Source organism: Butyrivibrio sp. AE3004, from assembly GCF_000703165.1.
In the GTDB taxonomy this organism is placed as follows: domain Bacteria; phylum Bacillota; class Clostridia; order Lachnospirales; family Lachnospiraceae; genus Butyrivibrio.
Genome location: NZ_JNLQ01000002.1, coordinates 2976582 through 3002868, shown reverse-complemented (window position 1 = coordinate 3002868; position 26287 = coordinate 2976582). Strand labels below are relative to the sequence as shown.

Annotated in this window: 25 protein-coding genes and 1 tRNA gene; 21 read left to right on the top strand and 5 right to left on the bottom strand. The window is 40.0% G+C overall.

Annotated features, from left to right (window positions below; all coding sequences use genetic code 11):
- Positions 1 to 77: 77 nt before the first annotated feature.
- Genes BV60_RS0115890 through thiI form a run of 3 tightly spaced genes read left to right on the top strand, consistent with a single transcriptional unit; the run spans position 78 to position 3326 of the window.
- A complete protein-coding gene (locus tag BV60_RS0115890) occupies positions 78 to 875 on the top strand; it encodes an RsmE family RNA methyltransferase (RefSeq protein ID WP_029323313.1) in 798 nt (265 codons plus the stop codon).
- Positions 876 to 901: 26 nt separating this feature from the next.
- Complete coding sequence (locus BV60_RS0115885; protein WP_029323311.1) at positions 902 to 2110, top strand: cysteine desulfurase family protein; 1209 nt, start codon at positions 902 to 904, stop codon at positions 2108 to 2110.
- A 13-nt stretch (positions 2111 to 2123) separates the two neighbouring features.
- Positions 2124 to 3326 (top strand): tRNA uracil 4-sulfurtransferase ThiI, encoded by a 1203-nt coding sequence (thiI, locus tag BV60_RS0115880; protein WP_029323309.1) that lies wholly within the window; start codon positions 2124 to 2126, stop codon positions 3324 to 3326.
- Between the two features lie 120 nt (positions 3327 to 3446).
- Here the strand turns inward: thiI and BV60_RS0115875 are convergent, their stop codons facing one another.
- Positions 3447 to 3677: an HPr family phosphocarrier protein gene (locus BV60_RS0115875; protein WP_026496052.1), complete on the bottom strand. Its 231-nt coding sequence runs from the start codon at positions 3675 to 3677 to the stop codon at positions 3447 to 3449.
- A gap of 91 nt (positions 3678 to 3768) precedes the next feature.
- On the opposite strand from BV60_RS0115875, the gene mtaB reads away from it, so the two are divergent.
- The 11 genes from mtaB (at position 3769) to BV60_RS0115820 (ending at position 13650) form a co-directional block, all read left to right on the top strand.
- Positions 3769 to 5109 carry a tRNA (N(6)-L-threonylcarbamoyladenosine(37)-C(2))-methylthiotransferase MtaB gene (mtaB, locus tag BV60_RS0115870; RefSeq protein WP_029323307.1) on the top strand — a complete coding sequence of 447 codons (1341 nt, stop codon included), beginning with the start codon at positions 3769 to 3771 and terminating at the stop codon, positions 5107 to 5109.
- 94 nt (positions 5110 to 5203) lie between these two features.
- Positions 5204 to 5479, top strand: a complete 276-nt coding sequence (locus BV60_RS0115865; protein WP_026509591.1) for an IreB family regulatory phosphoprotein — start codon at positions 5204 to 5206, stop codon at positions 5477 to 5479.
- Complete coding sequence (gene ruvX, locus BV60_RS0115860; protein ID WP_029323306.1) at positions 5479 to 5916, top strand: Holliday junction resolvase RuvX; 438 nt, start codon at positions 5479 to 5481, stop codon at positions 5914 to 5916. The genes BV60_RS0115865 and ruvX overlap by 1 nt, the downstream gene beginning before the upstream one ends.
- Positions 5917 to 5919: 3 nt before the next feature.
- On the top strand, positions 5920 to 6180 hold the full coding sequence (locus tag BV60_RS0115855; protein WP_029323303.1) for a DUF1292 domain-containing protein: 261 nt from the start codon (positions 5920 to 5922) through the stop codon (positions 6178 to 6180).
- A gap of 145 nt (positions 6181 to 6325) precedes the next feature.
- Positions 6326 to 8008, top strand: coding sequence for a ribonuclease J (locus BV60_RS0115850; protein WP_029323302.1), 1683 nt, complete (start codon positions 6326 to 6328; stop codon positions 8006 to 8008).
- 16 nt (positions 8009 to 8024) lie between these two features.
- Entirely contained in the window at positions 8025 to 8420 is a 396-nt protein-coding gene (locus BV60_RS0115845) for an endolytic transglycosylase MltG (RefSeq protein ID WP_051656792.1), read from the top strand.
- The gene (locus BV60_RS0115840; protein ID WP_029323297.1) at positions 8417 to 9058 is read left to right on the top strand and encodes an O-methyltransferase; all 642 of its coding nucleotides are present in this window, start codon (positions 8417 to 8419) and stop codon (positions 9056 to 9058) included. Before BV60_RS0115845 ends, BV60_RS0115840 begins: the two co-directional genes overlap by 4 nt.
- A 37-nt stretch (positions 9059 to 9095) precedes the next feature.
- Entirely contained in the window at positions 9096 to 10352 is a 1257-nt protein-coding gene (locus BV60_RS0115835) for a peptidase U32 family protein (protein WP_029323295.1), read from the top strand.
- 154 nt (positions 10353 to 10506) lie between these two features.
- On the top strand, positions 10507 to 12618 hold the full coding sequence (locus BV60_RS0115830; protein ID WP_029323293.1) for a glutamine synthetase III family protein: 2112 nt from the start codon (positions 10507 to 10509) through the stop codon (positions 12616 to 12618).
- Positions 12619 to 12787: 169 nt separating this feature from the next.
- A tRNA-Gln gene (locus BV60_RS0115825) sits at positions 12788 to 12860 on the top strand.
- A 256-nt stretch (positions 12861 to 13116) separates the two neighbouring features.
- On the top strand, positions 13117 to 13650 hold the full coding sequence (locus tag BV60_RS0115820) for a CPBP family intramembrane glutamic endopeptidase (protein ID WP_197029582.1): 534 nt from the start codon (positions 13117 to 13119) through the stop codon (positions 13648 to 13650).
- Between the two features lie 45 nt (positions 13651 to 13695).
- On the opposite strand, the gene BV60_RS0115815 is transcribed toward BV60_RS0115820, so the two are convergent.
- The 3 genes from BV60_RS0115815 to BV60_RS0115805 all read right to left on the bottom strand — a co-directional run bounded on the left by BV60_RS0115815 (position 13696) and on the right by BV60_RS0115805 (position 18263).
- A complete protein-coding gene (locus tag BV60_RS0115815; RefSeq protein WP_029323289.1) occupies positions 13696 to 15378 on the bottom strand; it encodes a GGDEF domain-containing phosphodiesterase in 1683 nt (560 codons plus the stop codon).
- A gap of 2 nt (positions 15379 to 15380) precedes the next feature.
- On the bottom strand, positions 15381 to 16508 hold the full coding sequence (locus tag BV60_RS0115810) for an AI-2E family transporter (RefSeq protein ID WP_197029581.1): 1128 nt from the start codon (positions 16506 to 16508) through the stop codon (positions 15381 to 15383).
- A gap of 150 nt (positions 16509 to 16658) precedes the next feature.
- A complete protein-coding gene (locus BV60_RS0115805; RefSeq protein WP_029323286.1) occupies positions 16659 to 18263 on the bottom strand; it encodes a hypothetical protein in 1605 nt (534 codons plus the stop codon).
- Positions 18264 to 18268: 5 nt separating this feature from the next.
- On the opposite strand from BV60_RS0115805, the gene BV60_RS0115800 reads away from it, so the two are divergent.
- From BV60_RS0115800 to BV60_RS0115790, 3 genes are read left to right on the top strand one after another with little or no spacing between them, the layout of a single operon-like run.
- Positions 18269 to 20092 (top strand): DUF6020 family protein, encoded by a 1824-nt coding sequence (locus BV60_RS0115800; RefSeq protein ID WP_197029580.1) that lies wholly within the window; start codon positions 18269 to 18271, stop codon positions 20090 to 20092.
- A gap of 12 nt (positions 20093 to 20104) precedes the next feature.
- Positions 20105 to 20872 (top strand): acyl-[acyl-carrier-protein] thioesterase, encoded by a 768-nt coding sequence (locus BV60_RS0115795; protein WP_029323282.1) that lies wholly within the window; start codon positions 20105 to 20107, stop codon positions 20870 to 20872.
- Positions 20866 to 21699: a CvfB family protein gene (locus tag BV60_RS0115790; protein WP_029323280.1), complete on the top strand. Its 834-nt coding sequence runs from the start codon at positions 20866 to 20868 to the stop codon at positions 21697 to 21699. The genes BV60_RS0115795 and BV60_RS0115790 overlap by 7 nt, the downstream gene beginning before the upstream one ends.
- Before the next feature lie 97 nt (positions 21700 to 21796).
- Here BV60_RS0115790 and BV60_RS0115785 read toward each other — a convergent pair whose 3' ends face one another.
- On the bottom strand, positions 21797 to 21988 hold the full coding sequence (locus tag BV60_RS0115785; protein WP_029323278.1) for a YjfB family protein: 192 nt from the start codon (positions 21986 to 21988) through the stop codon (positions 21797 to 21799).
- Positions 21989 to 22180: 192 nt separating this feature from the next.
- On the opposite strand from BV60_RS0115785, the gene BV60_RS0115775 reads away from it, so the two are divergent.
- The 4 genes from BV60_RS0115775 to BV60_RS0115760 all read left to right on the top strand — a co-directional run bounded on the left by BV60_RS0115775 (position 22181) and on the right by BV60_RS0115760 (position 26279).
- Positions 22181 to 23263 (top strand): PucR family transcriptional regulator, encoded by a 1083-nt coding sequence (locus tag BV60_RS0115775; protein WP_029323276.1) that lies wholly within the window; start codon positions 22181 to 22183, stop codon positions 23261 to 23263.
- Positions 23264 to 23394: 131 nt separating this feature from the next.
- Positions 23395 to 24084, top strand: coding sequence for a cell division ATP-binding protein FtsE (ftsE, locus tag BV60_RS0115770; RefSeq protein ID WP_029323274.1), 690 nt, complete (start codon positions 23395 to 23397; stop codon positions 24082 to 24084).
- Positions 24071 to 24967 (top strand): permease-like cell division protein FtsX, encoded by an 897-nt coding sequence (gene ftsX, locus BV60_RS0115765; protein ID WP_029323272.1) that lies wholly within the window; start codon positions 24071 to 24073, stop codon positions 24965 to 24967. Before ftsE ends, ftsX begins: the two co-directional genes overlap by 14 nt.
- An 88-nt stretch (positions 24968 to 25055) precedes the next feature.
- A complete protein-coding gene (locus BV60_RS0115760; protein ID WP_242840993.1) occupies positions 25056 to 26279 on the top strand; it encodes a murein hydrolase activator EnvC family protein in 1224 nt (407 codons plus the stop codon).
- Positions 26280 to 26287: the final 8 nt, after the last annotated feature.

The following is a 26287-nucleotide window of genomic DNA, read 5'->3' as shown; positions in this document are numbered from 1 at the left end:
TCCGGATGGGCGATATTCGCAATGGCATAGGCTAGAGCGTGAAGTATCAAGCGGAACTGATCATGAGGATTTAGAATATGTATCATTTTTTTGCTGACAGTAGTCAGCTTATAGATGGTGGAAAAAGAATAGTTATAACCGATTCCGATTATAACCATATGGTAAATGTTCTCAGGCTAAAGGTAGGGGAGGAATTCTCTGTAAGCTTCAGAGAAGAAGAACTAAGTACTGTAGCAGAGAATGATAATGGTGAGGATGAGCCTGTGGCAACAAGGGAATATCGTTTCGGAATAGAGTCGATTAAGGATAATGAGCTTATAGGTGAGCTCAGATTTATAAAGGAATCCGGAGCGGAGCTCCCTTCAAGGATATATCTTTTTCAAGGGTTGCCAAAATCAGATAAAATGGAACTTATCATACAGAAAGCTGTTGAGCTTGGGGTATATCAGGTAATCCCGGTTTCGATGAAGAGGTCTGTGGTAAAACTTGACGATAAGAGAGCAGCAAACAAGGTTAAGCGGTGGCAGGCGATATCAGAGGCTGCAGCAAAACAGAGTAAGAGAGCGTTTGTTCCTGAGATACAAATGCCGGTAAACTTCAGGGAAGCTGTAAAGCTTTGCGAAGAAATGGATGTAAAGCTTTTGCCCTATGAGATGGCAGATGGCATGGATAGGACAAGAGAGCTGATTAACAGCATAAAGCCGGGACAAAAGATCGCAATATTTGTCGGTCCTGAGGGAGGCTTTGCAGAAGAGGAAGTTAAAACCGCCAGGGAATCCGGTTTTAATGTAATAACAATGGGAAAAAGGATACTGAGAACAGAGACAGCTGGATTTACCATGCTTGCATGGCTCATGTATCATTTGGAAGTATAGAAATATTAAGCACAGAATGAGGAATTATGGAAATCTATTTAGATAATTCGGCTACGACAAAGGTGTTCGGGGATGTATCTGAAATATGCGTAAAAGTGATGACAGAGGATTACGGTAATGCTTCAAGCATGCATCATAAGGGTGTAGTGGCCGAAAAATACTTAAAGGATGCTGCAGACAAGATTGCTAAGACACTGAAAGCAAAACCGAAGGAAATTCTTTTTACATCAGGTGGAACAGAGTCAGACAATATCGCCATCATAGGTGGTGCGAAGGCGCATCATAGGGAAGGAAAGCACCTGATAACTACATGCATTGAACATCCGGCAGTACTTAATTCAATGAAATATCTTGAAGAGCAGGGATTCGAGGTTACTTATCTTCCTGTAACCGAGGAAGGTATTATAGATACAGATGAACTTAGCAGTGCTATAAGAGAAGATACTATACTTGTTTCTATAATGGCGGTTAATAATGAAATAGGGTCACTAATGCCTATTGCTGAAGCCGGAAGGATAATCCACTCTGCAAATCCCAGAATACTGTTCCATGTTGATGCTGTTCAGGGATATGGAAAGCTGAATCTTAATCCCAAGCAGCTCGGAATTGATCTTATGTCTGTGAGCGGACATAAAATACATGGTCCTAAAGGTATTGGATTTTTATATATAAAAGATGGAATCAGAATAGTGCCCATTACTTACGGAGGGGGACAGCAGGGTGGAATGCGCTCAGGAACCCTGAATATTCCGGGAATAGCCGGCCTTGGTAGAGCGGCTGAGGAATCCTATGCGGGTTTTGCGGATAAAATTGATAAGTTGTATATATTAAAGGAACGACTGATAAAGGGGCTGACAGAGGAACTGTCTGACATTAGGATCAACGGGATTGATACTTCAGATAGACATATATCAGCTCTTAGTGATGAAGAACTCTCTGAGGTTATTCGAAAAACAGCTCCGCATATAATAAGTGTATCTGTTAAAGGAGTAAGAGCAGAGGTACTTCTTCACGCGCTTGAGGATAAGGAAATATATGTCTCTGCAGGAAGCGCTTGCTCGTCTAATCATCCCCAGGTTTCCGGAACGCTTAAGGCTATATGTTTACCTAAAGAGTTGTATGACAGTACTGTCAGGATCAGTATGTCAGAATTCACAACCGATAAAGAGATTGATGAAACGGTTAAAGCTTTTAAAGAAATAGTACCTATGCTCAGAGAATTTTCAAGGAGATAATTAAGGAGAAGTTATGCAATATCATGCATTTATTATCAAATATGCGGAAATAGGAATAAAAGGAAAAAACAGATACTTGTTTGAAGAGGCGCTTGTAAAACAAATGGAGCGTGTTCTTGAAAAATGTGAAGGTGAGTTCAGCATTTTTCGGGTTTCGGGAAGAATATACCTGAATGCAAAAGGTTTTGATTTTGATGAGACAGTTGCTGCTTTACAGAGAGTGTTCGGAATAACAGGAATATGTCCTGCTGTTTGTATCGAGAGAGATGAGAATGGTAAGCTTCCCGATATTAATGGGCTTTCAGCTGAAGTAATTAAGTTTCTTGACGGAGTATACACTGACAAGAATAAGACTTTTAAAATTAAATGCAGACGAGTTGATAAAACTTATCCTTTGGATTCAATGGAGGCAGCCGCAGAGATTGGTGCGCAGGTACTTGATGCATTTCCAGAAATGAAGGTTGATGTAAGAGATCCGCAAATACTTGTAAGTGTGGAAATAAGAGAAAAGGTAAATATTTATTCCGAGATTATTCCGGGGCCGGGAGGAATGCCGATAGGAACAAGTGGTAAGGCATGCCTTCTTCTATCGGGAGGAATTGATTCACCTGTTGCCGGATATATGATTGCCAAGAGAGGCGCAGAGATTGAAGCTGTGTATTTTAATGCACCTCCGTACACTAGCGAGAGAGCAAAGCAGAAGGTTATTGATCTTGCAAAGGTTATCGCCAAGTACACCGGTAAGGTTAGACTCCATATAATCAATTTTACCGATATACAGATGTATATCTATAAACAGTGCCCTCACGATGAACTTACAATCATCATGAGAAGATATATGATGCGTATTGCAGACATGATAGCAGCACAAAATAAATGCATGGGACTTATAACGGGTGAGAGTATTGGACAGGTTGCATCACAGACAATGGAAAGCCTTATGGCTACAAATGAGGTTGTGACAGATATGCCGGTATATCGTCCTCTTATTGCTTTTGATAAGCAGGATATTGTGGATATATCGCTTAAGATAGATGCTTATGAGACATCTATTCTTCCTTATGAAGACTGCTGTACAATTTTTGTCGCAAAGCATCCTGTGACAAAACCGCGTCTTGAGGTTATCAGATCTCATGAGCATAGATTGGATGAGAAAATAGACGAGCTGGTAAAAACGGCCCTTGATACAGATGAAATTCTGGAACTTGAAGTTTAATGGAGTTCCGCATTAAATTTTTCGAAGTACTATTACATATCGGGAAGTTCGAAGATAATTCCCGATATGTAAAAAAATAAAACCTGCGACGTAGGTCGCAGGTTTCAATAGTTTTAAAAATTAGATCATGTATGGCTTTAAGATTGCCAATACTTCATCGGCGCCATCTTCAGCATGGATGTTCAGATCGATCGGCTTTGAAAGATCGAGTGAGAAGATTCCCATGATGGATTTTGCGTCAATTACATATCTACCTGATACAAGGTCGAAATCATAATCAAACTTTGTAATATCGTTCACAAAAGATTTTACCTTATCGATAGAATTTAAAGAAATTTTTACGGTTTTCATTGCGCAAATACCTCCTTCTTTTGTTTCATAATAAACGGAAGGACGTTAAAAGTCAATGATATATACATGACAAAATTAGTGGAGGTTTAATATGAAATGTGTCGCCTTGCATAGTCTCGGCTGCAAAGTCAACAGATATGAGACAGATGTTATGGGACAAAAGTTACAAGAAAGAGGATACAAAATTGTAGCGTTTGACGAGATTGCTGATGTATATATTATAAATACCTGTTCCGTAACAGCTATAGCGGATCATAAGAGTAGGCAAATGCTTCATAAGGCAAAAAGGAAAAATCCCGAAGCTGTTGTGGTTGCCTGTGGTTGCTATGTGGAAACCGATAAGGAAGGTGTTAAGCTTGATGAGAGCATAGACCTTATTGTTGGTAATAATAAAAAATCAGAGATAGTTGAAATACTTGATGAATATTTCAGGGAAAAAGAAGAGAGTACTGCAGATAAGCTTCTTGGAGGAATCAGTGTTACTGAAATAAACGATCCTTCCCAGAGATATGAGCGTATGGAGCTTAGGAGCATGCCCGGACATACAAGAGCGTATATTAAGATCCAGGACGGGTGTAATCAATTTTGCTCTTATTGTATAATTCCATACGCCAGAGGCAGAATAAGAAGCAGGGATGAAGAAGACATCATATCGGAAGTTCGGAAGCTTGCCGCGGATGGTTGTAAGGAAATAGTACTTACCGGCATCCACATTAGTTCATATGGACTGGATAAGGGAGAATCTGCATTGCTTTCACTTTTACAGAAGCTCAATGATATCGATGGAATCGAGAGAATCAGATTAAGTTCTCTTGAGCCCAGGATTATTACTGAGGATATGGCTCTTCAGATGGCAGCACTTCCAAAGGTTTGCCCGCATTTCCATTTATCACTGCAAAGCGGTAGTGATGATACATTAAAGCGAATGAACAGACATTATACAGCTCAGGAATATATGGACAGTGTGGCTTCACTTAGAAAAGCCTACAATTTACCAGCTATTACCACCGATATCATAGTAGGATTTCCCGGTGAAACAGAGGAAACCTTTGAGGAAAGCAGACAGTTTGCGGAGGATATTGATTTCTATGAGATGCATGTTTTTAAGTATTCTCCAAGAAAAGGTACTGTTGCCGCAAAGATGGAAGATCAGCTGACTGACAGGGAAAAGACTGTAAGGAGCAATGTCCTTCTCAAAATGACGAAAGAACAGTCAAAATCTTACAGGGAACATTTCATTGGCATGAGCGAAAAAGTTCTTTGGGAGGATATCGAAGAAATTGCCGGAAAAAAATATCTTATCGGTCTTACTACCAGATATATAAGAGTTGCAATTGAAGAAGAGAGGGCAAAAGAACTTAATATTGTATCGGGAAGCATAACGCAGCATACGCTTAATAGTTTCTTAAGAGACGATACATTGCTTATTTAAGCGAATTGCGCTATCATGGAAAGTAACAAATTGTCGATTTTTTTAGCACAATGGTGCTATGTATTTTTATAAATTATTAAGCGAGGACAGCAAAATGGCAGATACTAATCTTGGCAACACACAATTTTTTAAAGTTGAGGTTGATCCTGAGACAGGTGTAAAAAAGGTGCTTTCAATCGTATATGAGGCACTTCTTGAGAAAGGATATAATCCTGTTAATCAGATCGTTGGATATATTATGTCCGGAGATCCGACATATATTACAAGTCATATGGGAGCCAGAAGCCTCATTATGAAGGTAGAGAGAGATGAGCTGGTGGAAGAGATGCTCACGGAGTATATAAAAAACAATAACTGGTCCAGAAAATAATGCGAATTATGGGGTTGGATTACGGATCTAAAACTGTGGGGGTCGCGATAAGTGATGAGCTTTTACTGACCGCACAGGCTAAGGAAATTATCCGTAGAAAAGAAGAGAATAAGCTGCGTAAAACATTGGCGCGTATAGAAGAACTGATACAGGAATATAAAGTGGAGCTGATCATACTGGGGCTTCCGCTGAATATGGATCAGTCTGAGTCTGTGCGCTCTGTGTTATCTGCTGAATTCAAGGATAAGCTGGAGAGGCGCACTTCCATTCCGGTAATCATGTGGGATGAGAGACTTACCACAGTTGAGGCGGATGCCATAATGGATGAAGTGGGAATAAAAAAGGCAGATCGCAAGGAATATGTCGATATGATAGCCGCTCAGATAATTTTGCAGGACTATCTGGATAACCGTGATAAAACAGAGGTTAAAGAGTAAAATATGGAAAAAATAACTTTTCGTCCTGAAGGTGATGAACCTGTGGACTTTTTTGTGTTGGAACAGACAGTGATAGGTGCTAAATCTTATATTCTGGTAACAGATACTCAGGATGGGGACGGAGAAGCACTTATATTGCGCGATGATTCAGCTGAAAATGACGCTGAGGCAAAGTATACAATAGTGGATGATGACAAGGAGCTTGAAGCAGTGGCTGCGCTATTCAGAAAGCTTCTTGAGGAAGATGATATAGGATTGGATTAATTATTTTTGTTCCGCTGGGACTTACACATGAGCGGTTTCCACTGATGAATTTTTTTCCTGATAAATTGAGAAAAAGACCGGTTTAAGGTTACCGATCATGAAAATATACTCCGCGGAATTTTCAAAAAAACGGAGGGTAAACTGATTGAATAAAAAGAAAACGAATAATTCTGCTTCAGGTCTTCAGGTAATACCGCTTGGAGGACTGGAACAGATTGGAATGAACATTACTGCCTTCAGGTATGAGGACAGTATTGTTGTGGTGGATTGCGGTCTTTCATTCCCCGATGATGATATGCTGGGAATAGATCTTGTAATTCCTGATATCACATATTTAAAGAACAACATAGATAAAGTAAAAGGCTTTGTTATAACGCACGGTCATGAGGACCACATAGGAGCACTTCCTTATGTGTTAAAGGAACTAAGTGTTCCAATCTATGCAACCAGACTGACCATGGGGATTATTGAACACAAGCTTGAAGAGCATGGACTTCTTAAGAAGGTAAGAAGAAAAGTTGTAAAGTTTGGACAATCTATAAATCTTGGAGATTTTAGGGTTGAGTTCATAAGAACTAATCATTCAATTGTAGATGCTGCAGCTCTTGCTATTTATTCTCCTGCGGGAATTGTGGTTCATACAGGTGACTTCAAGGTGGACTATACACCTGTATTCGGAGATCCGATTGATCTTCAGAGATTTGGAGAAATTGGAAAAAAGGGTGTTCTTGCACTTATGTGTGATTCAACAAATGCTGAACGTCCAGGCTTCACAGCTTCTGAGCGTACAGTAGGTAAAACTTTTGACAGTCTCTTCGAAGAGCATTCTGATTCAAGAATAATAGTGGCAACCTTTGCCTCAAATGTTGATAGAGTTCAGCAGATTATAAATACCGCTTACAAATTTGGCAGGAAGGTTGTTGTCGAGGGCAGAAGTATGGTGAATATTATCGATATTGCCCAGAAACTTGAGTGTATCCAAATACCGGATAATACTCTTGTTGATATCGACCAGTTAAAAAATTACCCCGATAACAAAACCGTTATAATCACAACCGGAAGCCAGGGAGAAAGTATGGCTGCTCTTAGCCGTATGGCAAGCGGACAACACAAAAAGATCAGCATACGTCCAGGGGATACAATTATCTTTTCATCACATCCCATACCTGGAAATGAAAAGGCGGTTACGAATATCATTAATGATTTGCTTGTCAGGGGTGCTGACGTTATTTTTCAGGATGTACATGTTTCGGGACATGCATGTCAGGAAGATATCAAGCTGATCTATACACTGGTAAGACCCAAGTATGCTATTCCTGTGCATGGTGAATATAAACATCTTATTGCGCAGAAGAATATTGCAATGGGACTTGGCATGGACAAGGATGATATTTTTATCATAAGATCAGGTGACGTACTTGAACTTAAGGAAGATAGTGCTAAGGTTGTAGGAAAGGTACCTACGGGAGCAATTCTTGTTGATGGTCTTGGTGTCGGTGATGTAGGAAATGTAGTTCTGCGAGATAGACAGAGACTTGCGGAAGATGGTATAGTCATCGTTGTATTTGGAATTGACAGAGATAATGCACAGCTTATTTCCGGACCCAGTATAGTATCAAGAGGTTTTGTTTATGTTCGCGAATCAGACCAGCTGATAGATGATGCTACAGATCTTGTTCTTGATGAGATTACGGAGGCTCTTGATAAAAATATTACGGATTGGAACAAACTTAAGAATATAGTCAAGGATGTTCTGTCTGATTTTATATGGAAAAAGACAAAAAGAAGACCTATGATTCTTCCGATAATCATGGATTCAAATTACTAGTCGGAAAAGAGGATTTATGGACGCTAGAGGCGTAGGATTAGGCATTCTGGATGCCATTGTAAAGGCTTTTTTGGTTATAGTAGGGGTTATGCTGATAAGTAAATATGCATCCATTGCGTATAATTACGGATATCATATTTACAATCAGAAACCGGCTTCACAGTATGATACAAGGACTGTTACGGTATCAGTAACAGACAGCATGTCAGTTAGTGAAGTGGCGGAGCTTCTTGAAAACAGAGGTATAGTAAAAGATAAAAATCTTTTCTGGCTTCAGGAACGTTTTTCGGAGTACCACGGAATGATCGCTCCCGGGACCTATGATCTTAGCCCTTCGATGACACCGGATGAAATAATTGAGATAATGTGTGCGGCAACGATCGCAGAAAATAAAGAGGAGGCAGCACCGTGATCAGTGACGAGAGAATAAGTACTTTTATCAATTCACTGGATCAGGGGAATGAGTCCTTTTTGGATGAACTTGAGAGGGAATCTTTGGCGGATGAGGTGCCTATTATCAGAAAGGATACACAAAGCCTTATAAGATTTCTTCTTAAGATGACACGACCGAAGAATATACTTGAGGTAGGCTGTGCAGTTGGCTTTTCAGCATTACTGATGGCTACTTATTCAGAACCGGAGACAAGGATAACTACAATTGAGAAGTTTGAAAAGCGTATTCCGGTTGCCCGTGACAATTTTGATAAATACGATGTAAACCATAAAATCACACTGCTTGAGGGGGACGCAGCCGATATTTTGGCACAACTTTCCGGGCAGTATGATTTTATTTTTATGGATGCCGCCAAGGCACAATATATAAATTTTCTGCCGGATTGTAAGAGGCTTCTTGCAAAGGGAGGACTACTTGTTTCCGACAATGTTTTGCAGGACGGAGATGTTATGGAATCACGTTTTGCTGTTACAAGGCGAAACAGAACCATTCATGAGAGAATGCGCGAATATTTATTTGCCATAAAGCATGACCCTGAGTTACAAAGTGTAATTATGAATGTAGGGGATGGTATGGCTCTATCGCTGAAGCTATAAATTTATGTAATGTATCTGTAAAGTAAATGAGGATAAAATGAGAGAAAGAAGAAAACCTGAGCTGCTTATACCCGCAAGCAGCCTTGAAGTATTAAAAACAGCAGTAATATTTGGAGCAGATGCGGTCTATATTGGAGGAAACTCTTTTGGATTGCGTGCAAAGGCAAAAAACTTTAGCCATGATGACATGGCCGAAGGTATAAAATTTGCTCATGATCATGGAGTGCATGTGCATGTTACAGCCAATATTTTAGCGCATAATGATGATTTAAAAGGCGCGGAGGAATATTTTCATGAATTAAAAGAACTTGGGCCTGATGCGCTAATTATAGCTGATCCCGGGATGTTCATGATGGCTAAAAGAATCTGTCCCGAGATAGAAATTCATGTTTCTACACAGGCAAATAACACTAATTATGAGACATATAAGTTCTGGCATGATCTCGGCGCAAAAAGAGTGGTTGCTGCTAGGGAACTCTCACTTAAGGAAATAAAAGAGATAAGGGAAAATATACCGGATGATCTTGAAGTGGAGAGTTTTATTCACGGTGCCATGTGCATAAGTTACTCCGGTCGTTGCCTTCTTTCAAATTATTTTACCGGAAGAGATGCCAACCACGGCGAGTGCACTCATCCCTGTCGCTGGGAATATGCTGTAGTTGAGGAAACAAGACCCGGAGAGTATCTCCCTGTCTATGAGAATGAGAGAGGATCATTCATATTTAATTCAAAGGATCTGTGCATGATAGAGCATATTCCGGAGCTCGTTGATGCCGGAGTAGACAGCTGCAAGATAGAGGGCCGCATGAAAACAGCTCTTTATGTTGCTACCGTTGCAAGAACCTATAGAAAAGCTATTGATGATTTCTTTGAATCAGAGGAGAAATATCGGGAGAATATGCCCTGGTATCTGGATGAAATATCAAGGTGTACCTACAGACAGTTCACTACAGGCTTCTATTTTGGTAAACCATCTGATGAAGCACAGATTTATGATGCCAATACTTATGTGAATGAATATACATATCTGGGTATAGTAGGCGAAGTTACAGAAGATGGACTTGCTAAGATTGAGCAGAGAAATAAGTTCTGTGTCGGAGATACCATTGAAATTATGAAGCCTGACGGACGTGATATCGAGACAAAAGTTCTTGGAATTATAAACGAAGCGGGAGAAGAGGTTGAGAGCTGCCCACATCCTAAAGAAGTACTGTTTATAAAACTGGATAAGGAAACTGAGAAGTATGATATTTTAAGAGTCCATACAGCAAAGGATGAGAAGATATCATGCTGATGAACTGAATATAAGAATACCTAATACTCAAATATTTTTGTCATAAATTGGACAGGAGTGTTTGAGTATTTTTTGCTTTTAGTGTAGAATCTGTTGATAGTTAGAATCAACAATTTCTAAAAATTGAAAAAGCAAATATAAGAATGAGGTAAGTATGAGCGAACAGGTCAGAGTTGAGGAACTTTTCGGTAAAAATGTATTTACATTGGAGAAGATGCGTCAGCGTCTTCCGAAGAATGTGTACAAAGAAGTTGTGCAGGTTATGGATAAAGGCGGAGACCTCTCATTGGCTTCAGCGGATGCAGTTGCTAATGCTATGAAGAACTGGGCTATGGAAAATGGTGCGACCCATTACACACACTGGTTTCAGCCCCTTACAGGCATTACTGCCGAAAAGCATGATGCATTTATCACAAGTGCCAGAGATGACGGGCATATGATGACATCTTTTTCCGGAAAAGATCTCATAAAGGGTGAGCCGGATGCCTCATCTTTCCCTTCCGGAGGACTTCGTGCAACATTTGAGGCAAGAGGTTATACAGCTTGGGATATCACATCACCTGCCTTTCTGAAGGAAACAGGAGCCGGCGTTACGCTTTGCATACCTACAGCATTTTGTTCCTATAATGGAGAAGCTCTTGATAAAAAGACTCCACTTTTAAGATCAATGGAAGCAGTCAGTGAACAGGCACTTAGAATAGTTCATCTTTTTGGAAACAGCGATGCAAAGAAGATCAACGTATCAGTGGGACCTGAGCAGGAATACTTTCTTGTTGATTGGAAAAAGAGCTTAAAGCGTCCTGACCTCATTTTTACGGGACGTACACTTTTCGGAGCACAGCCACCGAAGGGTCAGGAGATGGAAGATCACTACTTTGGTGTTATAAGAGAGCGCGTCGGAGAGTACATGAAGGACCTTAACGATGAACTCTGGAAACTTGGAGTTCCCGGAAAGACCCAGCACAATGAGGTTGCTCCCGGTCAGCATGAGCTTGCACCCATCTACGAGACAGCCAATATTGCAGTTGACCATAACCAGATCATAATGGAGACCATGAAGAGAGTTGCGGAGCACCACAATATGCGATGCCTTCTGCATGAAAAGCCGTTCCAGGGTGTTAATGGTTCCGGTAAGCATGATAACTGGTCGCTTTGCACTGACAATGGAGTTAATCTTCTTGATCCGGGTGATACACCTAATGAAAATATTCAGTTCCTGTTTGTTCTTGCCTGCATAGTTAAGGCTGTTGACAGGCATGCGGATATATTGAGACAGAGTGCATCGGATGTTGGAAATGACCACCGTCTTGGTGCGGATGAAGCTCCTCCGGCTATTATTTCAATTTTCCTTGGAGAGCAGCTTGAGGATGTGGTTCATCAGCTCATTGAAACAGGTGAAGCAAAGAGATCAAAGCGTGGCGGAAAGCTTAAGACAGGTGTATCAACACTTCCTGAATTTGAGAAGGATGCTACAGACAGAAACCGTACATCACCCTTTGCATTTACCGGAAACAAGTTTGAGTTCCGTATGGTTGGATCTTCTGATTCTATGGCAAGCTCGAATACCGCTCTTAATACAATTGTTGCTGAGGCATTTTGCGAGGCTGCTGACAGACTCGAAAAGGCATCAGACTTTGACATGGAAGTACATGATATTATAAAGGAATATTTAACTGATCATCAGAGAGTAATATTTAATGGAGACGGCTATTCGGAAGCTTGGAAAAAGGAAGCCAAAAGAAGAGGACTCCCCAATATTCCTTCTACAATAGAAGCTGCTGAGGTACTCACAACAGATAAAGCAATTGAACTTTATAAGAAGTTTGGAGTATTTACTAAGACAGAGCTTGAATCACGTCAGGAGATTATTTTTGAGACCTATTCAAAGACTATCAATATAGAAGCACTTACTATGATTGATATGGCTAGCAAGCAGATTATTCCTGCGGTTATGAAGTATGCCGGAGGGCTTGCCGCAAACATCAATGAAGTAAAGGCAGCAGGATGTGACGTTTCCGTAATGGTAAGTGAGCTCTCAGAAGTAACAAAAGAGCTGGCCGCAATGAAAAAGGCTCTGGATAAGCTTGTCAAGGAAGAAGAGAAGGCAAGAAGCATCTCTGAAGCCAGAGAACGTGCATATTTTTGTAAGGATGTGGTTGTACCTTCAATGGAAGCTCTCAGAACTCCCGCTGACAGACTTGAGATGCTGGTAGATAAAAATGACTGGCCTTTCCCTACATATGCTGATCTATTGTTTGAAGGCTGATCAACTGATTTTTAAAAAAATAATAAAACTTTTTATGAGAATGATTCTGCCAAACCCGATTAAATAGGTGTTTGGCAGAAACTCTCAAAAAACTAAAAAAATATATGAAAAAATTTAAAAAAAGTGCTTGCATTTTTGCTTAAACTTACGTATAATTCATTCTTGTCGATGGGCTATCGCCAAGCGGTAAGGCAACGGACTCTGACTCCGTCACTCCGTAGGTTCGAATCCTACTAGCCCAGCTAATAACTCCTCAGATAGATTTCTGAGGAGTATTTTTTTATCTTATATGAAATTAAAGCGATTGGTACGCAGATTGAAATAATATTTTAACATCCTTAATAGGATTGTGATATAATTGTTTAAAATATGGGAAAACAAGCTTAGAGGTGGGTTGTGAAGTCTCAAATTAAGAATTTAGCGTTCCCTATTGTGTGGGAAGCGTTATTTATAGCTTTTAGTATAATAAGGCCGTTTAAAACATTGTATATCTTCTTTGTGTTTTATCTGGTACTGGTTGTTTACTATAGTAAGGATTTTTCGTTTGTAGAGTATTCACGTAACTTTAAAAGTATTAAGAGATTCTGGATTCCGGTTGCTTTTACAGTAGTCGGGTCTCAGATAGCTTCTTTGGTTAAGCAGCACCTTATCATTGCGAACTTTATCGGGGTACTTGATGGAACTTACGGTATTACATGGGAAAACAGTTACATAGGAGAACTGCTTTATGCAATTACCATATTGTTCTTATGTCCCATTGGTGAAGAGCTGTTTTTCCGTAAGGCAATTATGAATTTTGAAAGTTGTACATCGGCGATGACAACATTTGTCCTTGGGCTTATTCTTTGTGCTATAAGCTATGCATACCTTCCTCTCGGAATTGTTGAGGCAATGGTTTTGGCTCTCCCGTATGCAATTGCCTTCTTTTGTACCAGAAATATTTATGTTCCGATAACCGTCCATATAATTTTTATGATGTATCAGCATATACCATCGATTATATATGACGTTGCACGCATATCACTAAGATAAAAAAACTTCCCGTAGGCTTTGCCGTACAGGAAGTTTTTTCTATAGTTAGTATTTTCCCTCAAAATCTTTAACAGGAATAGCATGTGAGAAATAGTAACCCTGGAACCTGTCGCATCCGATTGATTTTAAGTATTCAAATTGTTCCTCGGTTTCTATACCCTCAGCAACCACACGCATACCAAGCTGTTGTACAAGCTTTATTGAGGCTTCGAGTACGAGCCTGCATCGTTCATCGGTGGTGCTTCCCGCAATAAAGGATTTATCAAATTTTACATAATCTACATGTAATTCCTTGAGCATATTAAGCGAGAGATTACCTTCTCCAAAATTGTCTATGGCAACTCTGAAACCTTCGCGCTTAAATCTGTCAAGTATTGCCAAACGTTGCTCAGTATCTTTCATAAGATCGATTTCCGAAAATTCCAGTATGAGCCTGTCGGGATCAACATTGTAAGCATGTACCAGCTCTTTAACCTTTTTTAAGGCATCCATATAAAATAAATCTTTAGGAGAGACATTTACTGATATTACGAGGTCGTGGCGTGCTGTATTTTGCCAGGACCTGAGCTGCTTCATTACGAGCTCCCAGTTCCGACAGTCCAGCTTGGCAATATGCTCACCCTTTTCAAGAATTCTGATATATTTATCGGAAGAAATAGTGGTACCGTCGGGTTTGATCCATCTGGTAAGCGCCTCGCCGCCGGTTACATTCATGTATGCATCAAATACAGGCTGAAGGAAGATGTGGAACTGTCCCTCATCAAGCATTGCCTGGAAGTTGTTTAAAAATTCAGCTTCCGTTTCTGCTTGTTTTAACAGCTTGTTCGTATAGTAAGTCAGTACATTGTCTCGTCTGTCATGCAGAGTCCTAAGAGCAAGATCTGCTCTTTCTATCATCATGGTAACAGGGATATCAGGGTCATCTATTCTGAAAACGCCAAGATGAAAATAAAGATGATAGTTTTCAGTATCTATCATTTTACCGATTTCTTCAACGAAATCCATGAAAAGCCCTTCGTCAAATCTTTCCTCAGGCATGCATAAAACAAAATGGTCAGCATGAATGCGCCCGTATACAGTGTCAGGGCCACAGGTCCTTCTGAGCATATCCGCAATGGCAATAAGTACTTCATTACCTCTTTGTGTTCCGTATCGTTCGTTGAGTGTGCGGAAATGACGGATGTCACCTGTGATAAGAACTCGTTTTGTATCGGGGTCGTCTACAAGCATCCGTCTGACTTCACGACAAATACCATCCAGGTTATAGAGCCTTGTAAGAAGGTCATGTGTTGCGATGTAATCCGCTTCTGTCATTCCCTGAGACATCTGTTTACCTGTATCTCCTGCAGAAATCTGGACAGGGGCTTCTGTGGGCACGGATTCTTTTTCATCAATGCTTATAAGCTCCATGACGCAGGAAAAATTATTTCTGTCAGGAAGAATAAGTCTGATAGGAATAGACTGTATAAGAAACTTGTGTTTATCATATACTTCTTCTTTTGTCTGTCTCTGCCCGCTCATTACAGCACGATAACTGCTGCAGTTGGAACAACGGGAAGCGGCATTCCATGCAGAATAACACTCTTTTTCATAATGGATTTCTCCGGAAGTGTCCACAGAAATCTCACGACACTCTACAGGATCTACTATCCTGACCGTATCGTACATTCGCTTCATATAATCCATCATTTGTTTTAGCTCATGATAGGTATATTCCTCTACATTCATAATTAGTCCTCTTTGGACGATTCATTCTTTGAAGCAACCTGGGCTTCCTTTTTCTGAATCCATTCCTGATATGAAAAATTGAAAATCGCAGCAAAAGGGATGGCAAGCATGATGCCTGCAACTCCGAACATTCTGCCGCCCACTACCAAAGTCACAAGTATCCATACAGCTGATACTCCAAGGGTATCGCCGAAGAGCTTGGGCTTTATGATATATCCGTCAATAGTCTGAAGTACTATGGTGAAAATCAGAAATATAAGTGCATGCATAGGATTAACAAGTACAAGTATAAAGCTACCGAATATGGCACCGACGATTGGACCGAAGGTGGGAGCAAGATTGGTAACACCTACAAAAAGTGATATTAGAACAGAGTATGACATGCCTGTTATGATCATGAAAATCCAGTTCACAATACCCACTATAAGACCATCTAAAATATCTCCTGCAATGTAGCGCTTAAGGATGTCATTACTGGTATTCCAGAAGTCACCCATTTTTTCATATGTAGGAGATTTTATGTAAAGCTTCAAAAGTCTTGTTGTTCCTGCAAGAAGCTTATCCTGCCCTGACAGAAAATATATTGCGAGAATTGAACCAAGTATGAAATTAAAAAATCCCTGTCCGATTCCTGCTGAGACATTTATTATCTGGGATAAGGCAGTAGGGAGCTTTTGTGTAAACTGTGACAGGAAGGTATTGATCCTGCTGGTTATACCGGATAGATTGATATTATAATGGCTGGCACTTGCACTAAATTTGTTGAGGAGTTCCTCGAGTGATGAAGCATAGCCGTTGAGGTTTGAAATAAAGGTTGAAACACTGTCAACAAGCTGAGGTATGAGAGCCAGCATAAGTACGGCTATAAAAAGGAGTATGACTAAAAATGACAGGAGAATTGCCAAAGACCTTTTTATGCCTTCTTTTTTTATTTTAGAAAGAATAGTTCTCTCAAAAAAGGCAACCAGTGGGTGTATAACATATGCCAGAATGAGCCCTGTTATAACAGGTGAGAAGTATTTTCCAAGTATTTTTATGCCATTGAATAAAAGGTTAATATGCGAAAGCCCCAAAAAAACAATGACAGCAGCACATGAAGCCACGGTGTAAGGAAACCATTTCTGGTTCATACATTTTTTTAAGAAATTCATAATCAGTATATGTGCCTATAACGCACAAACCCCCAATCTATTGTAGTTTATAACTACATTCTAGTATTTGATGGCTCGCTATTCAATTAAAAAAGTATTAAGTTTCGTTATATTATGTACGGGTAGGGGTTAATGATTTTTTTTAACAGATAAACCGATAGCAGATATAATAAACACCAGGATCAGTCCTGAAAAAATACCGCAGGTAACTGTGCTCCGCACGTATTCCATATGCGGTGCATTTTTCTTAAATACATACATGGTCGGATCATTTTGGTCGTATCCCTCAACCAGATTGCCGCTTTCTATGGCAGCGTCCACGTCTTCCTGAGTCATCTCTATGTTTTTATGAGAAAAATATGGATCTGCTATATCAGAGTTGACATAAAGAACCTGGGGTTCCTGCACAGTAAAGGTGTAGATGGCTGAGCTTAAAAGTCCTGCAGTTGCAAAAATAAGTGCATACTTTACAAGATTAGTTCCGATTTCATAAAAGAGCGATGAAAGGCAATGCTTTCCATCGTTGAAAAAATGAAGATCAATGGAAACCTCCTTCTCGCCAAGGGGGAGAAGAAGAATCTCTCTGTTAAATAATTCCGAAAGAGATCTGCTCTTTTGAGAAACGGTTTCGTAAAACCAGGAGCCGATGAAGATAAATGTTATATTTTTGTAGCTTAGGTTAAACAGGAAGGGATCGCTCATTCCGATGAAGCAGAAGGTTATTAAAATGGCAAGCTCAGAGGTCTGATTTTCTTTAACCAGATGTTTTATCCAGAGCATGTACAAAATGCATACAACTGCAAATGAGATAACACCAAGCTGCAAAAAAAGGTAAAGGAATGAGTTGTCCAACATGTACCAATTGGTTGGAGTGGGGTTAAAATATGATCCGAAGGGTGTTATTTTTTCATTGGTGAGAAAGTAAAGTGCATATTCATAACGCTTGTGAAGAAGCTTGTTCATGAAAGTGAAAACACTTCCTTTTGCCAGGATTGGGCCTACAATGGAAAAAATAACAGTTGCGGGAAATAACAGGTATATTACTGTATCCTCAAAACGTGAGCGAGTTGCCCTTGTTTGCAGATAAAAGTTTATAACAAGATAAATAGTAACGGATATCAGTCCTGTAAGACTTACGGTATATAAATAGAGATACAGGTTTATGAGCATGGCAAATACAGAGGCCTGTATAAGCTTCAGCGTGGTTTTGTTTTTATATAAATAAAAAAACAGAATAACGAGTATTAAAAAGGTGGTATGAGTTGTGTTTGGGTACGGATAGCCAAGGGAGTGCCTTAGCAGGAACCCGTAGCCGGATCTTTTGTTCATGTGATTGAGTTCCGGTATTAGTCCGGTAACAGATAATAGATATAAAATAAAATAGGAGAAGGACAAAACATACAGTCCTAAGCGCATGACCTTTTCTTTATTTATACCTTTCATACCAAGCATCATGGTAAAGTATATTAAAAGCCCCTTTTCACCGGAGAAGACATAAGTAAGTGCGCCTGTCGACAAAATGGCAGTTCCCAGAAGATACTCATAAACGGTATGCCTTGTGGAAATAAGTTTAAGGAAAAAAAAGACTGATCCAAGTACCAGAAGGCCGTTATAAACAGCCTGACCTTCGTAGAGACCCACTGCGCGGGCACCAAAAAGGCAGAGAAAATATATATAATAAATAAGTTCATGTATTTTTATGTTATTATTTGTTGAAGCTTTGGATTTTTCCATTGGAAATGCGACTCCTTAAGGGGCTACCATTTATTCTAAAAAGGATTATAGCAGATATGTGTGGTGTAGAGATAAAAGATTTAAAGAATGCTTTAGTTTCGTTCTTTTGCACATGGGGGCTACAGCTTTTATGTGGGATTACAGTCAGAAATCCTATGACATTGGTTTTCTTTGCGGCATTTTTTTATATCGGAAGAAAGGTACAAAACGGAAAACGTAAGGGAAAAGAAGTAGCGACAATTGTATCGCTTATTTTGGCGGTGACAGTTTCTTTTACTTTTGGAAAAAATGCAGTGGCGGGGTTTGACAGCTCTCTGTTCAGGCTTCTTGGAACAGGAATAATGCTGATTGGACTTTTTTTTTCATATTTTAGGATCCTGCAGCTTATTTTTGGAATAGGGGTTGCTTTTGGGAATGAAACTGAAACAAAAAATTATTCTGCTGCTTATCATGATGACAGAATAGTATTTGTCATATCAGCGATTATATGTTTTTTATTTTGGATGCCATACTTTTTATATGAATTTCCCGGAATAATGACAGCTGATTCAATTGTCCAATATGAGCAGATAATAGGTGTAAACAGCTGGTCTAATCATCATCCTGTAGTGCACACGCTTGTAATTGGCTTTTTTTACAGGCTTGGACTTGGAATAACCGGGGATGCTAATAAGGCGATAAGCTTTTATACTCTTGCTCAGATGATATTTCTGGCTATGTGCTGCGGACGAGTGGTAATCTGTGTAAAAGGGATTCTGGGTAACCTAAGAGGTGCTTTACCGGCTCTTTTATTTTTTGCCCTTGTGCCCTTTAACGCTGTTTTTGCCGTTACAATCTGGAAGGATGTGCCCTTTGCCGGAATTATGATGCTTATGGGATGCAGACTTATAACAATGGCAAAAAAGGACAGGGTGTCCGGTGTTGATGTGGCGGTTCTTGCCGCAGAAGCTGTTATGGTTTCGCTTTTCAGATCAAACGGATGGTATGGCTTTTTGATAAGCGTGCCTTTTATAATTTACGTGTTCAGAAAAGATGTTGTGAAAATTATAGCTGCACTTTTGGCATCGATTATCATAGTAATTATCATAAAAGGTCCTGTAATGAACGGAGCGGGAGTGACACAGCCGGATTTTACCGAGTCACTTTCTCTTCCTTTACAGCAGATAGCGAGAGTACTTGTAAATGACAGAACACTCTCCCGGGAAGAAAAAGAGCTTGTGGATAAGGTTATTGACACAACGTATATACACGAACTATATGCACCCGATTTTGCGGATAATATAAAGGAGCTTGTAAGAGCTGGGCATCCCGAGGTAATAGAGGAAAATAAAGCAGTTTATCTGGGACTCTGGATAAGACTGGGACTTAGATATCCTGCAGATTATATCCGGGCATGGTTTGACTTGGAAGGCGGATACGTGTATTCTGATATTCCCTACGAAGTTGGAAATATTGATGGGATAATGCCTAATGGCTACGGCCTTGTTCAGACACCTCTTATCGGAGGAAAGGCAGTAGTAAAGGGTAAGGAGATACTTATTAAGCTTGGAAGCTTTGTGCCGTTGTATGGGATGCTTTGGTGTGCGGGTGCGTATACATGGCTGGTGGTGTATCTTCTGATATTGATATTAAGAAAGAATAAAGAAGAAAAAATAAAAAAGTACCTTCCGTTTGCTATTTTGCAGGCGGCGGTTATTTTTACTCTTCTTATTGCAGCTCCTATGGTTGATTTTAGGTATGAATACGGAATTGTAATGCTGATGCCGCTTACAGTGGCGATTTGTGTTATTATTAATAAAGCAGAAAAAGAAAATTTGAAATTGGACTAAGGATATTTACGGATGTACGGATTTGACTCAAGAATCAGATATACAGAAACAGATCTGCAGCATTACCTTACGATTGAATCTTTGATAGATTATTTTCAGGATTGCTCGACTTTTCAAACACAGGAAGGCCCGGCAACCATAGAAAAAATGGAAAAAAAGGATATCGCATGGGTGATAAACAGCTGGCAGGTTGTGATAAACAGACTCCCAAAGCTTGGGGAGAGGGTTACCATAGGAACTGTTCCCTATGAATTAAAAGGGTTTATCGGTTTAAGGAACTTTTTTATGGATACTGTTGAGGGTGAGCGGCTTGCTGTTGCCAATTCGGTATGGTCACTTATCAATATGAAAAAGGGTGCACCCACCAGAGTGGATGATGATATTATTGCGACCTACCCGCTTGACGAGAAACTTCCTATGGATTACGCGCCGAGAAAAATAGCGGATCCGGAAGATGCAAAGATATATAATGCCGAAGTCAAAAAGGTTGGATTGCACCATCTGGATTCAAATAATCATGTAAATAACGGGCAGCATATAAGAATCGCACTTGGAGCTTTTAGCCGGGTGGCTGAAAGAGAGGAACTTAGTGACTTAGAAACGCTTTCCCGCAGCAGGGAAGGACTTCAGATACGGGCAGAATACAGGCAGCAGGCCTACCTTGGGGATGAGATAAACCCGGTGATTTATGTAAAGAACAATGTATATACGGCCTTTTTAAATGACAATAAAGGAAAACCGTATTCAATAGTAGAGATAAAAAGGATTGAGAAATGTTAAGATTAGGAGAAAAACAGGAACTGATAATAATAAAGCAGGTTGATTTCGGTGTTTACCTCGCTGAAAAAGAAGGAAGCGAAGACAAGGTCCTTCTTCCCAAAAAGCAGGTGCCTGCAGATGCCGGACTTGGTGATAAACTCACGGTATTTTTATATAAAGATTCCGATGACAGGCTCATCGCAACCACAAATACGCCAAATCTGATGCTAGGCCAGGTTAATATGCTGACCGTAAATGATGTCGGCAAAATTGGCGCATTTATGGACTGGGGACTTGAGAAGGATGTGCTTTTGCCTTTCAGAGAACAGACACGCAGGGTTAAAAAAGGTGAGAGTGTCCTTTGTGCACTTTATGTTGACAAATCCGGAAGACTTGCAGTTACTATGAATGTATACGAATTTTTAAGAACTGACAGCCCTTACCACAAGGAGGACAGAGTCAGGGGAACGGTATATGAGACCAGCGGAAACTTCGGAGTTTTTGTTGCTGTAGATGATATTTTTTCCGCACTCATTCCCAAAAAGGAATTGTATGGGGATATAAGGGTCGGAGATGAGATAACAGCAAGGGTAATAGAAGTCAGAGATGACGGAAAGCTTACCTTAAGTGTCCGTGAAAAGGCATATCTTCAGATAGATACAGATGCACAGCTTATACTTGAAAAAATGGAGAAAAACGGAGGAAAGCTGCCTTTTACAGACAAGGCTGATCCACAGCTTATAAGAGATGAGATGTCCATGAGTAAGAACGAATTCAAAAGAGCAGTCGGGCATTTGCTTAAAGATGGAAAGATAGAAATAGGCGAAAATGAGATCAAGCTTATCTAAAAAATAAGACAGCCCCGCATATATTATATGTTTTTTAGCTTTTGTACTAAAAAAGATAAATAATATATGTGGGGTGTCTTAGTGTAAGGCCTTACCGTTAAAGGCGAACATCGATTGTGCCACCCAGGTTCGGGTTTACCGACCTTTCGAGAGCGGACACATCCATCAGTTCTTCAATGGTATTGCCTACTTCCGCCATTGCGTCAAGATTGTTGGCAAGCATAGCCGTACCCCAATCCTGCTGGATTCTACTGGCTGATAATGCCATTGATAATTCGGGTATGTCCATAGGCACCTCCTTACTGCATCCTTTTTACGTATGAGAATACGCTTATGGATTTCTATTTCTTATATCGGAATATGAAGAAAAAATATTATTATGGAAAATCAACAAAAAAGAAGAGAGAATTTGTGGATTTTTATGCATTAATCGAGTAGAATAAAATAAGAACAATGAAAAACTAATTGTGGGAGATTTAATATGATTTCAAATCAAATCCTTCAAAATACAATAGACGGGCTTAAAGGCATTGCACATGTGGATTTATGTGTCCTTGATGTTGATGGCAATGAAGTTGCGGCTACTAAACCTGACTTTGCAAGGATGGGAGAACCTGTCAGAGATTTTGTCAGATCCCCTGCTGATTCACAGGAGATTCAGGGATATCAGTTTTTTAAGGTATATGATGAGCAGCAGCTTGAGTACATTCTTATTGCGGCAGGTAGCGGCGAGAGTACTTATACCATTGGCAAGATGACGGCATATCAGATTCAGGGGCTTCTTGTTGCCTATAAGGAGCGCTTTGACAAGGACAACTTTATAAAAAATCTGTTGCTTGACAATCTTTTGCTTGTTGATATATATAGTAGGGCGAAGAAACTTCATATTCCCACAGATGCAAAACGTGCAGCCATGATCGTTTCAGCAGATAAAGTTCGGGAGAATAATGTGCTTGAGCTTATCCGCACACACGGAACAGGGAATGGCGGAGATTTTGTAACCGAGGTAGACGAGGACAATGTTATCGTTGTTAAGGACACTTCGGAATTTAACAAGCCCGAAGAAATATCCAGGGCTGCTGTTGAACTTCAGGAACATCTTGAAGCTCAGGGAATTACAAATGTACATATTTCGATAGGTACTGTAGTCGGAGAGATCAAGGAAGTCAGTCGCTCCTATAAAGAAGCCAAGATGGCTCTTGATGTAGGCCGGATTTTCTTTGATGAGCGGAAAGTCATAAGCTATGGGGAACTTGGAATCGGACGACTTATTTATCAGTTACCGATACCGCTTTGCAAGATGTTTATTCGTGAAATCTTCGGCGGAAGAAATCCTGACGGTTTTGATCAGGAAACTCTTACCACAATAGATAAGTTTTTTGAAAACAATCTTAATGTTTCAGAAACATCGAGACAGCTGTTTATCCACCGTAATACACTTGTTTACAGACTGGATAAGCTGCAAAAGAGCACAGGCCTTGACCTTAGGGTGTTTGATGATGCGATCACATTCAAAATTGCTCTCATGGTCGTAAGATACATGAAATACATGGAGCGATATTAAACTTACGGACATATAATTGTGCATTTAAGAAATCTTACATTATTTTTAGTAACAAACAGGTAGTAGAGGAATTAAGTATGGAAAAAGTTAACAGAAGAAAGCGAATGGCTGGATCCGTTTCCGCTGATGATATTATCACGCTTGAAAACGTGACAAAATCATATTCTACGGGAGCACCAGCCTTAAATGGAGTCACCCTTCATATAAAGAAGGGTGAATTTGTTTTTATAGTAGGTGACAGCGGATCGGGAAAATCCACGCTGATAAAGCTGCTTTTAAGGGAGCTTGTACCTTCTGACGGAACGATCATTGTAATGGGGCAGGACCTCGGGAGAATGAGACACAGAAACATTCCTAAATTCAGAAGAAAGCTTGGAATAGTTTTTCAGGATTTCAGACTTTTGAAGGACAGAAATGTTTATGAAAATGTAGCTTTTGCTCAGAGAATAATACAGAAATCCACAAGGGATATAAAGAAAAATGTGCCTTCGGTACTTGCGATGGTAGGACTTGCCGGAAAGTACAAGAGTAAGGTTACACAGCTTGCCGGAGGTGAGCAGCAGAGAGTTGCACTTGCAAGAGCGATTGTAAATAAGCCGGATATATTACTCGCCGACGAGCCTACAGGTAATCTGGATCCTAATAACACATGGGAAATCATGAAGCTTATGGAGCAGATTAACGCAAATGGGACGACGGTTATCGTTGTTACACATAACAGGGAGATTGTTAACGCGATGCATAAGCGCGTTATAACTATGAAAAAAGGCGTCGTGATTCGCGACGAAGAAGAGGGTGAGTATCACGATGAGGATGAGTAGTTTTTTCTATACAATAGGACAGGGCTTTAAAAATCTTAACCGCAATAGATGGTATACACTGGCGTCAATTGCAACAATAAGCGCCTGCCTGTTTTTGTTTGGTGTTTTTTATTCGGTAGTAACTAATTTTCAACATATTGTAAAGACAGCCGAAGAAGGTGTGTCGGTTACGGTTTTCTTTAATGAGGGAGTGGGAGAGGATATAATTCTTGCGACTAAGTCTCTTATAGAGAAGAGACCGGAAGTCAGCAGAGTTGATTATATTTCCGCACAGGATGCCTGGGATACCTTTAAGGCGGATTACCTTGGTGAATATGCAGATGGCTTTACGGAGAATCCGCTGGAGGATTCTGCCAACCTTCAGATTTATCTGAGTGATGTTTCAATGCAGCCTGCACTTGTTACTTATCTTGAATCAATTGATGGAGTAAGAATGGTCAACAGATCTGAAGTTACTGCATCAACGCTTGATGGTATCAATAAGCTTATCGGCTATGTGTCACTTGGAATTATCGGAATACTTTTACTGGTTTCCATTTTCCTTATAAGCAATACGGTAACAATTGGTATTTCCGTAAGAAAAGAAGAGATAAACATTATGAAGTACATTGGAGCTACTGACTTTTTTGTACGTGCTCCTTTCGTTGTCGAAGGTATCATAATCGGAATTATAGGTTCACTTATACCGCTTGTAATAGTTTACTTTGTCTACAACAAAGCAGCAGAGTTTTTGGCAATCAGATTTTCAATGCTGAACTCAATACTGGATATCCTTCCGGTAGGTCAGATTTTTGAGGCACTTACACCTATTTCTATATTGATGGGTGTGGGAATTGGCTTCCTCGGAAGTGTCACAACAGTTCGTAAGCATCTACATGTATAAAAGAGCTTTATGTACTGGCAACTGACAGGTATGAGTCAGATAAAAACATGTATTTTTTGATGAGAGTTGTTTGGGGAGGCTGCTTGATTTGAAAGGCAGAGGATTTGAAAAAAGAATAATCGGAGTTGTACTTCTTCTGTGTCTGCTTGCGGGCACAGTTTCTTTTAGTACAGTATCTGTGCGGGCTGCTGTTACTGCAGAGAGCATTAAAAAGAAAGAGGGACAGATATCAAGTGCAAAAAAAGAGAGGGACTCAATGAAGAACTCTCTTACAGATCTTCAGGCTGTAAAAAAATCCCTGGAAAAGGAAAAAACGGATCTTAATTCATACATAACAAAGCTTGATACAAATCTCACTGATATTCAGAAAAGAATAGAGGATCTTACAGCAAAAATATCTCAGAAGGAGCAGGATATTGAGGTGACAACTGCGGAACTTGAAGAAGCAATCCGGGTTCAGAATGAGCAGTATGAAGCCATGAAAAAGAGAATCCGCTTCATGTATGAAAAAGGAAATAATCTATATTTTCAGCTTTTACTTGAGACCGGAACATTTTCGGATATGTTAAATAAAGCAGAGTACATAGAAGAGCTTTCAGCCTACGACAGGATGAAACTTGAAGAGTACATTGCACATACAGAGCTAACGACTATTACAAAAGAGGCTCTTGAAGAAGAAAAGAAGACTCTTGATGAGGCAAAGGCCGATGTCGTTATAGAGGAAGGTAATCTTCAGAATCTTATAGCTCAGAAAAACTCAGAGGTCAATACAATTCAGGCTAATATAAAGGATAAAGAGGCTGCAATCGCCGAATATGAGAAACAGATAGCTGATGAAAATGCTACTATCGCTGCTCTCGAAAAAGCTGTTGAAGCCGAAAAGGCAGAGCTTGCAGCTCAGAATGCCAGAAAATACGACGGAGGAATGTTTGCATTTCCCTGTCCGTCTTATACCAGAATATCTGACGACTTTGGTATGAGAATGCATCCCACTTTGGGAATAAAGAAAATGCACAATGGCATTGACCTTGCTGCTCCAAGCGGATCGGCAATTGTAGCGGCTTATGACGGAAAGGTTGTTGCTGCGGCTTATAACTCTTCAATGGGTAATTATGTTATGATATCCCATGGAAGCGGTCTTTATACAATTTACATGCATGCGTCATCACTTAGTGTTTCAACCGGGGCAGAGGTAAGCAAAGGGCAAAGAATAGCTTCTGTAGGGTCAACTGGAAGGTCTACCGGACCGCATCTTCATTTTGGTGTGAGATTGAACGGCAATTATGTCAGTCCGTGGAATTATGTGAAGTGAGTCACTAT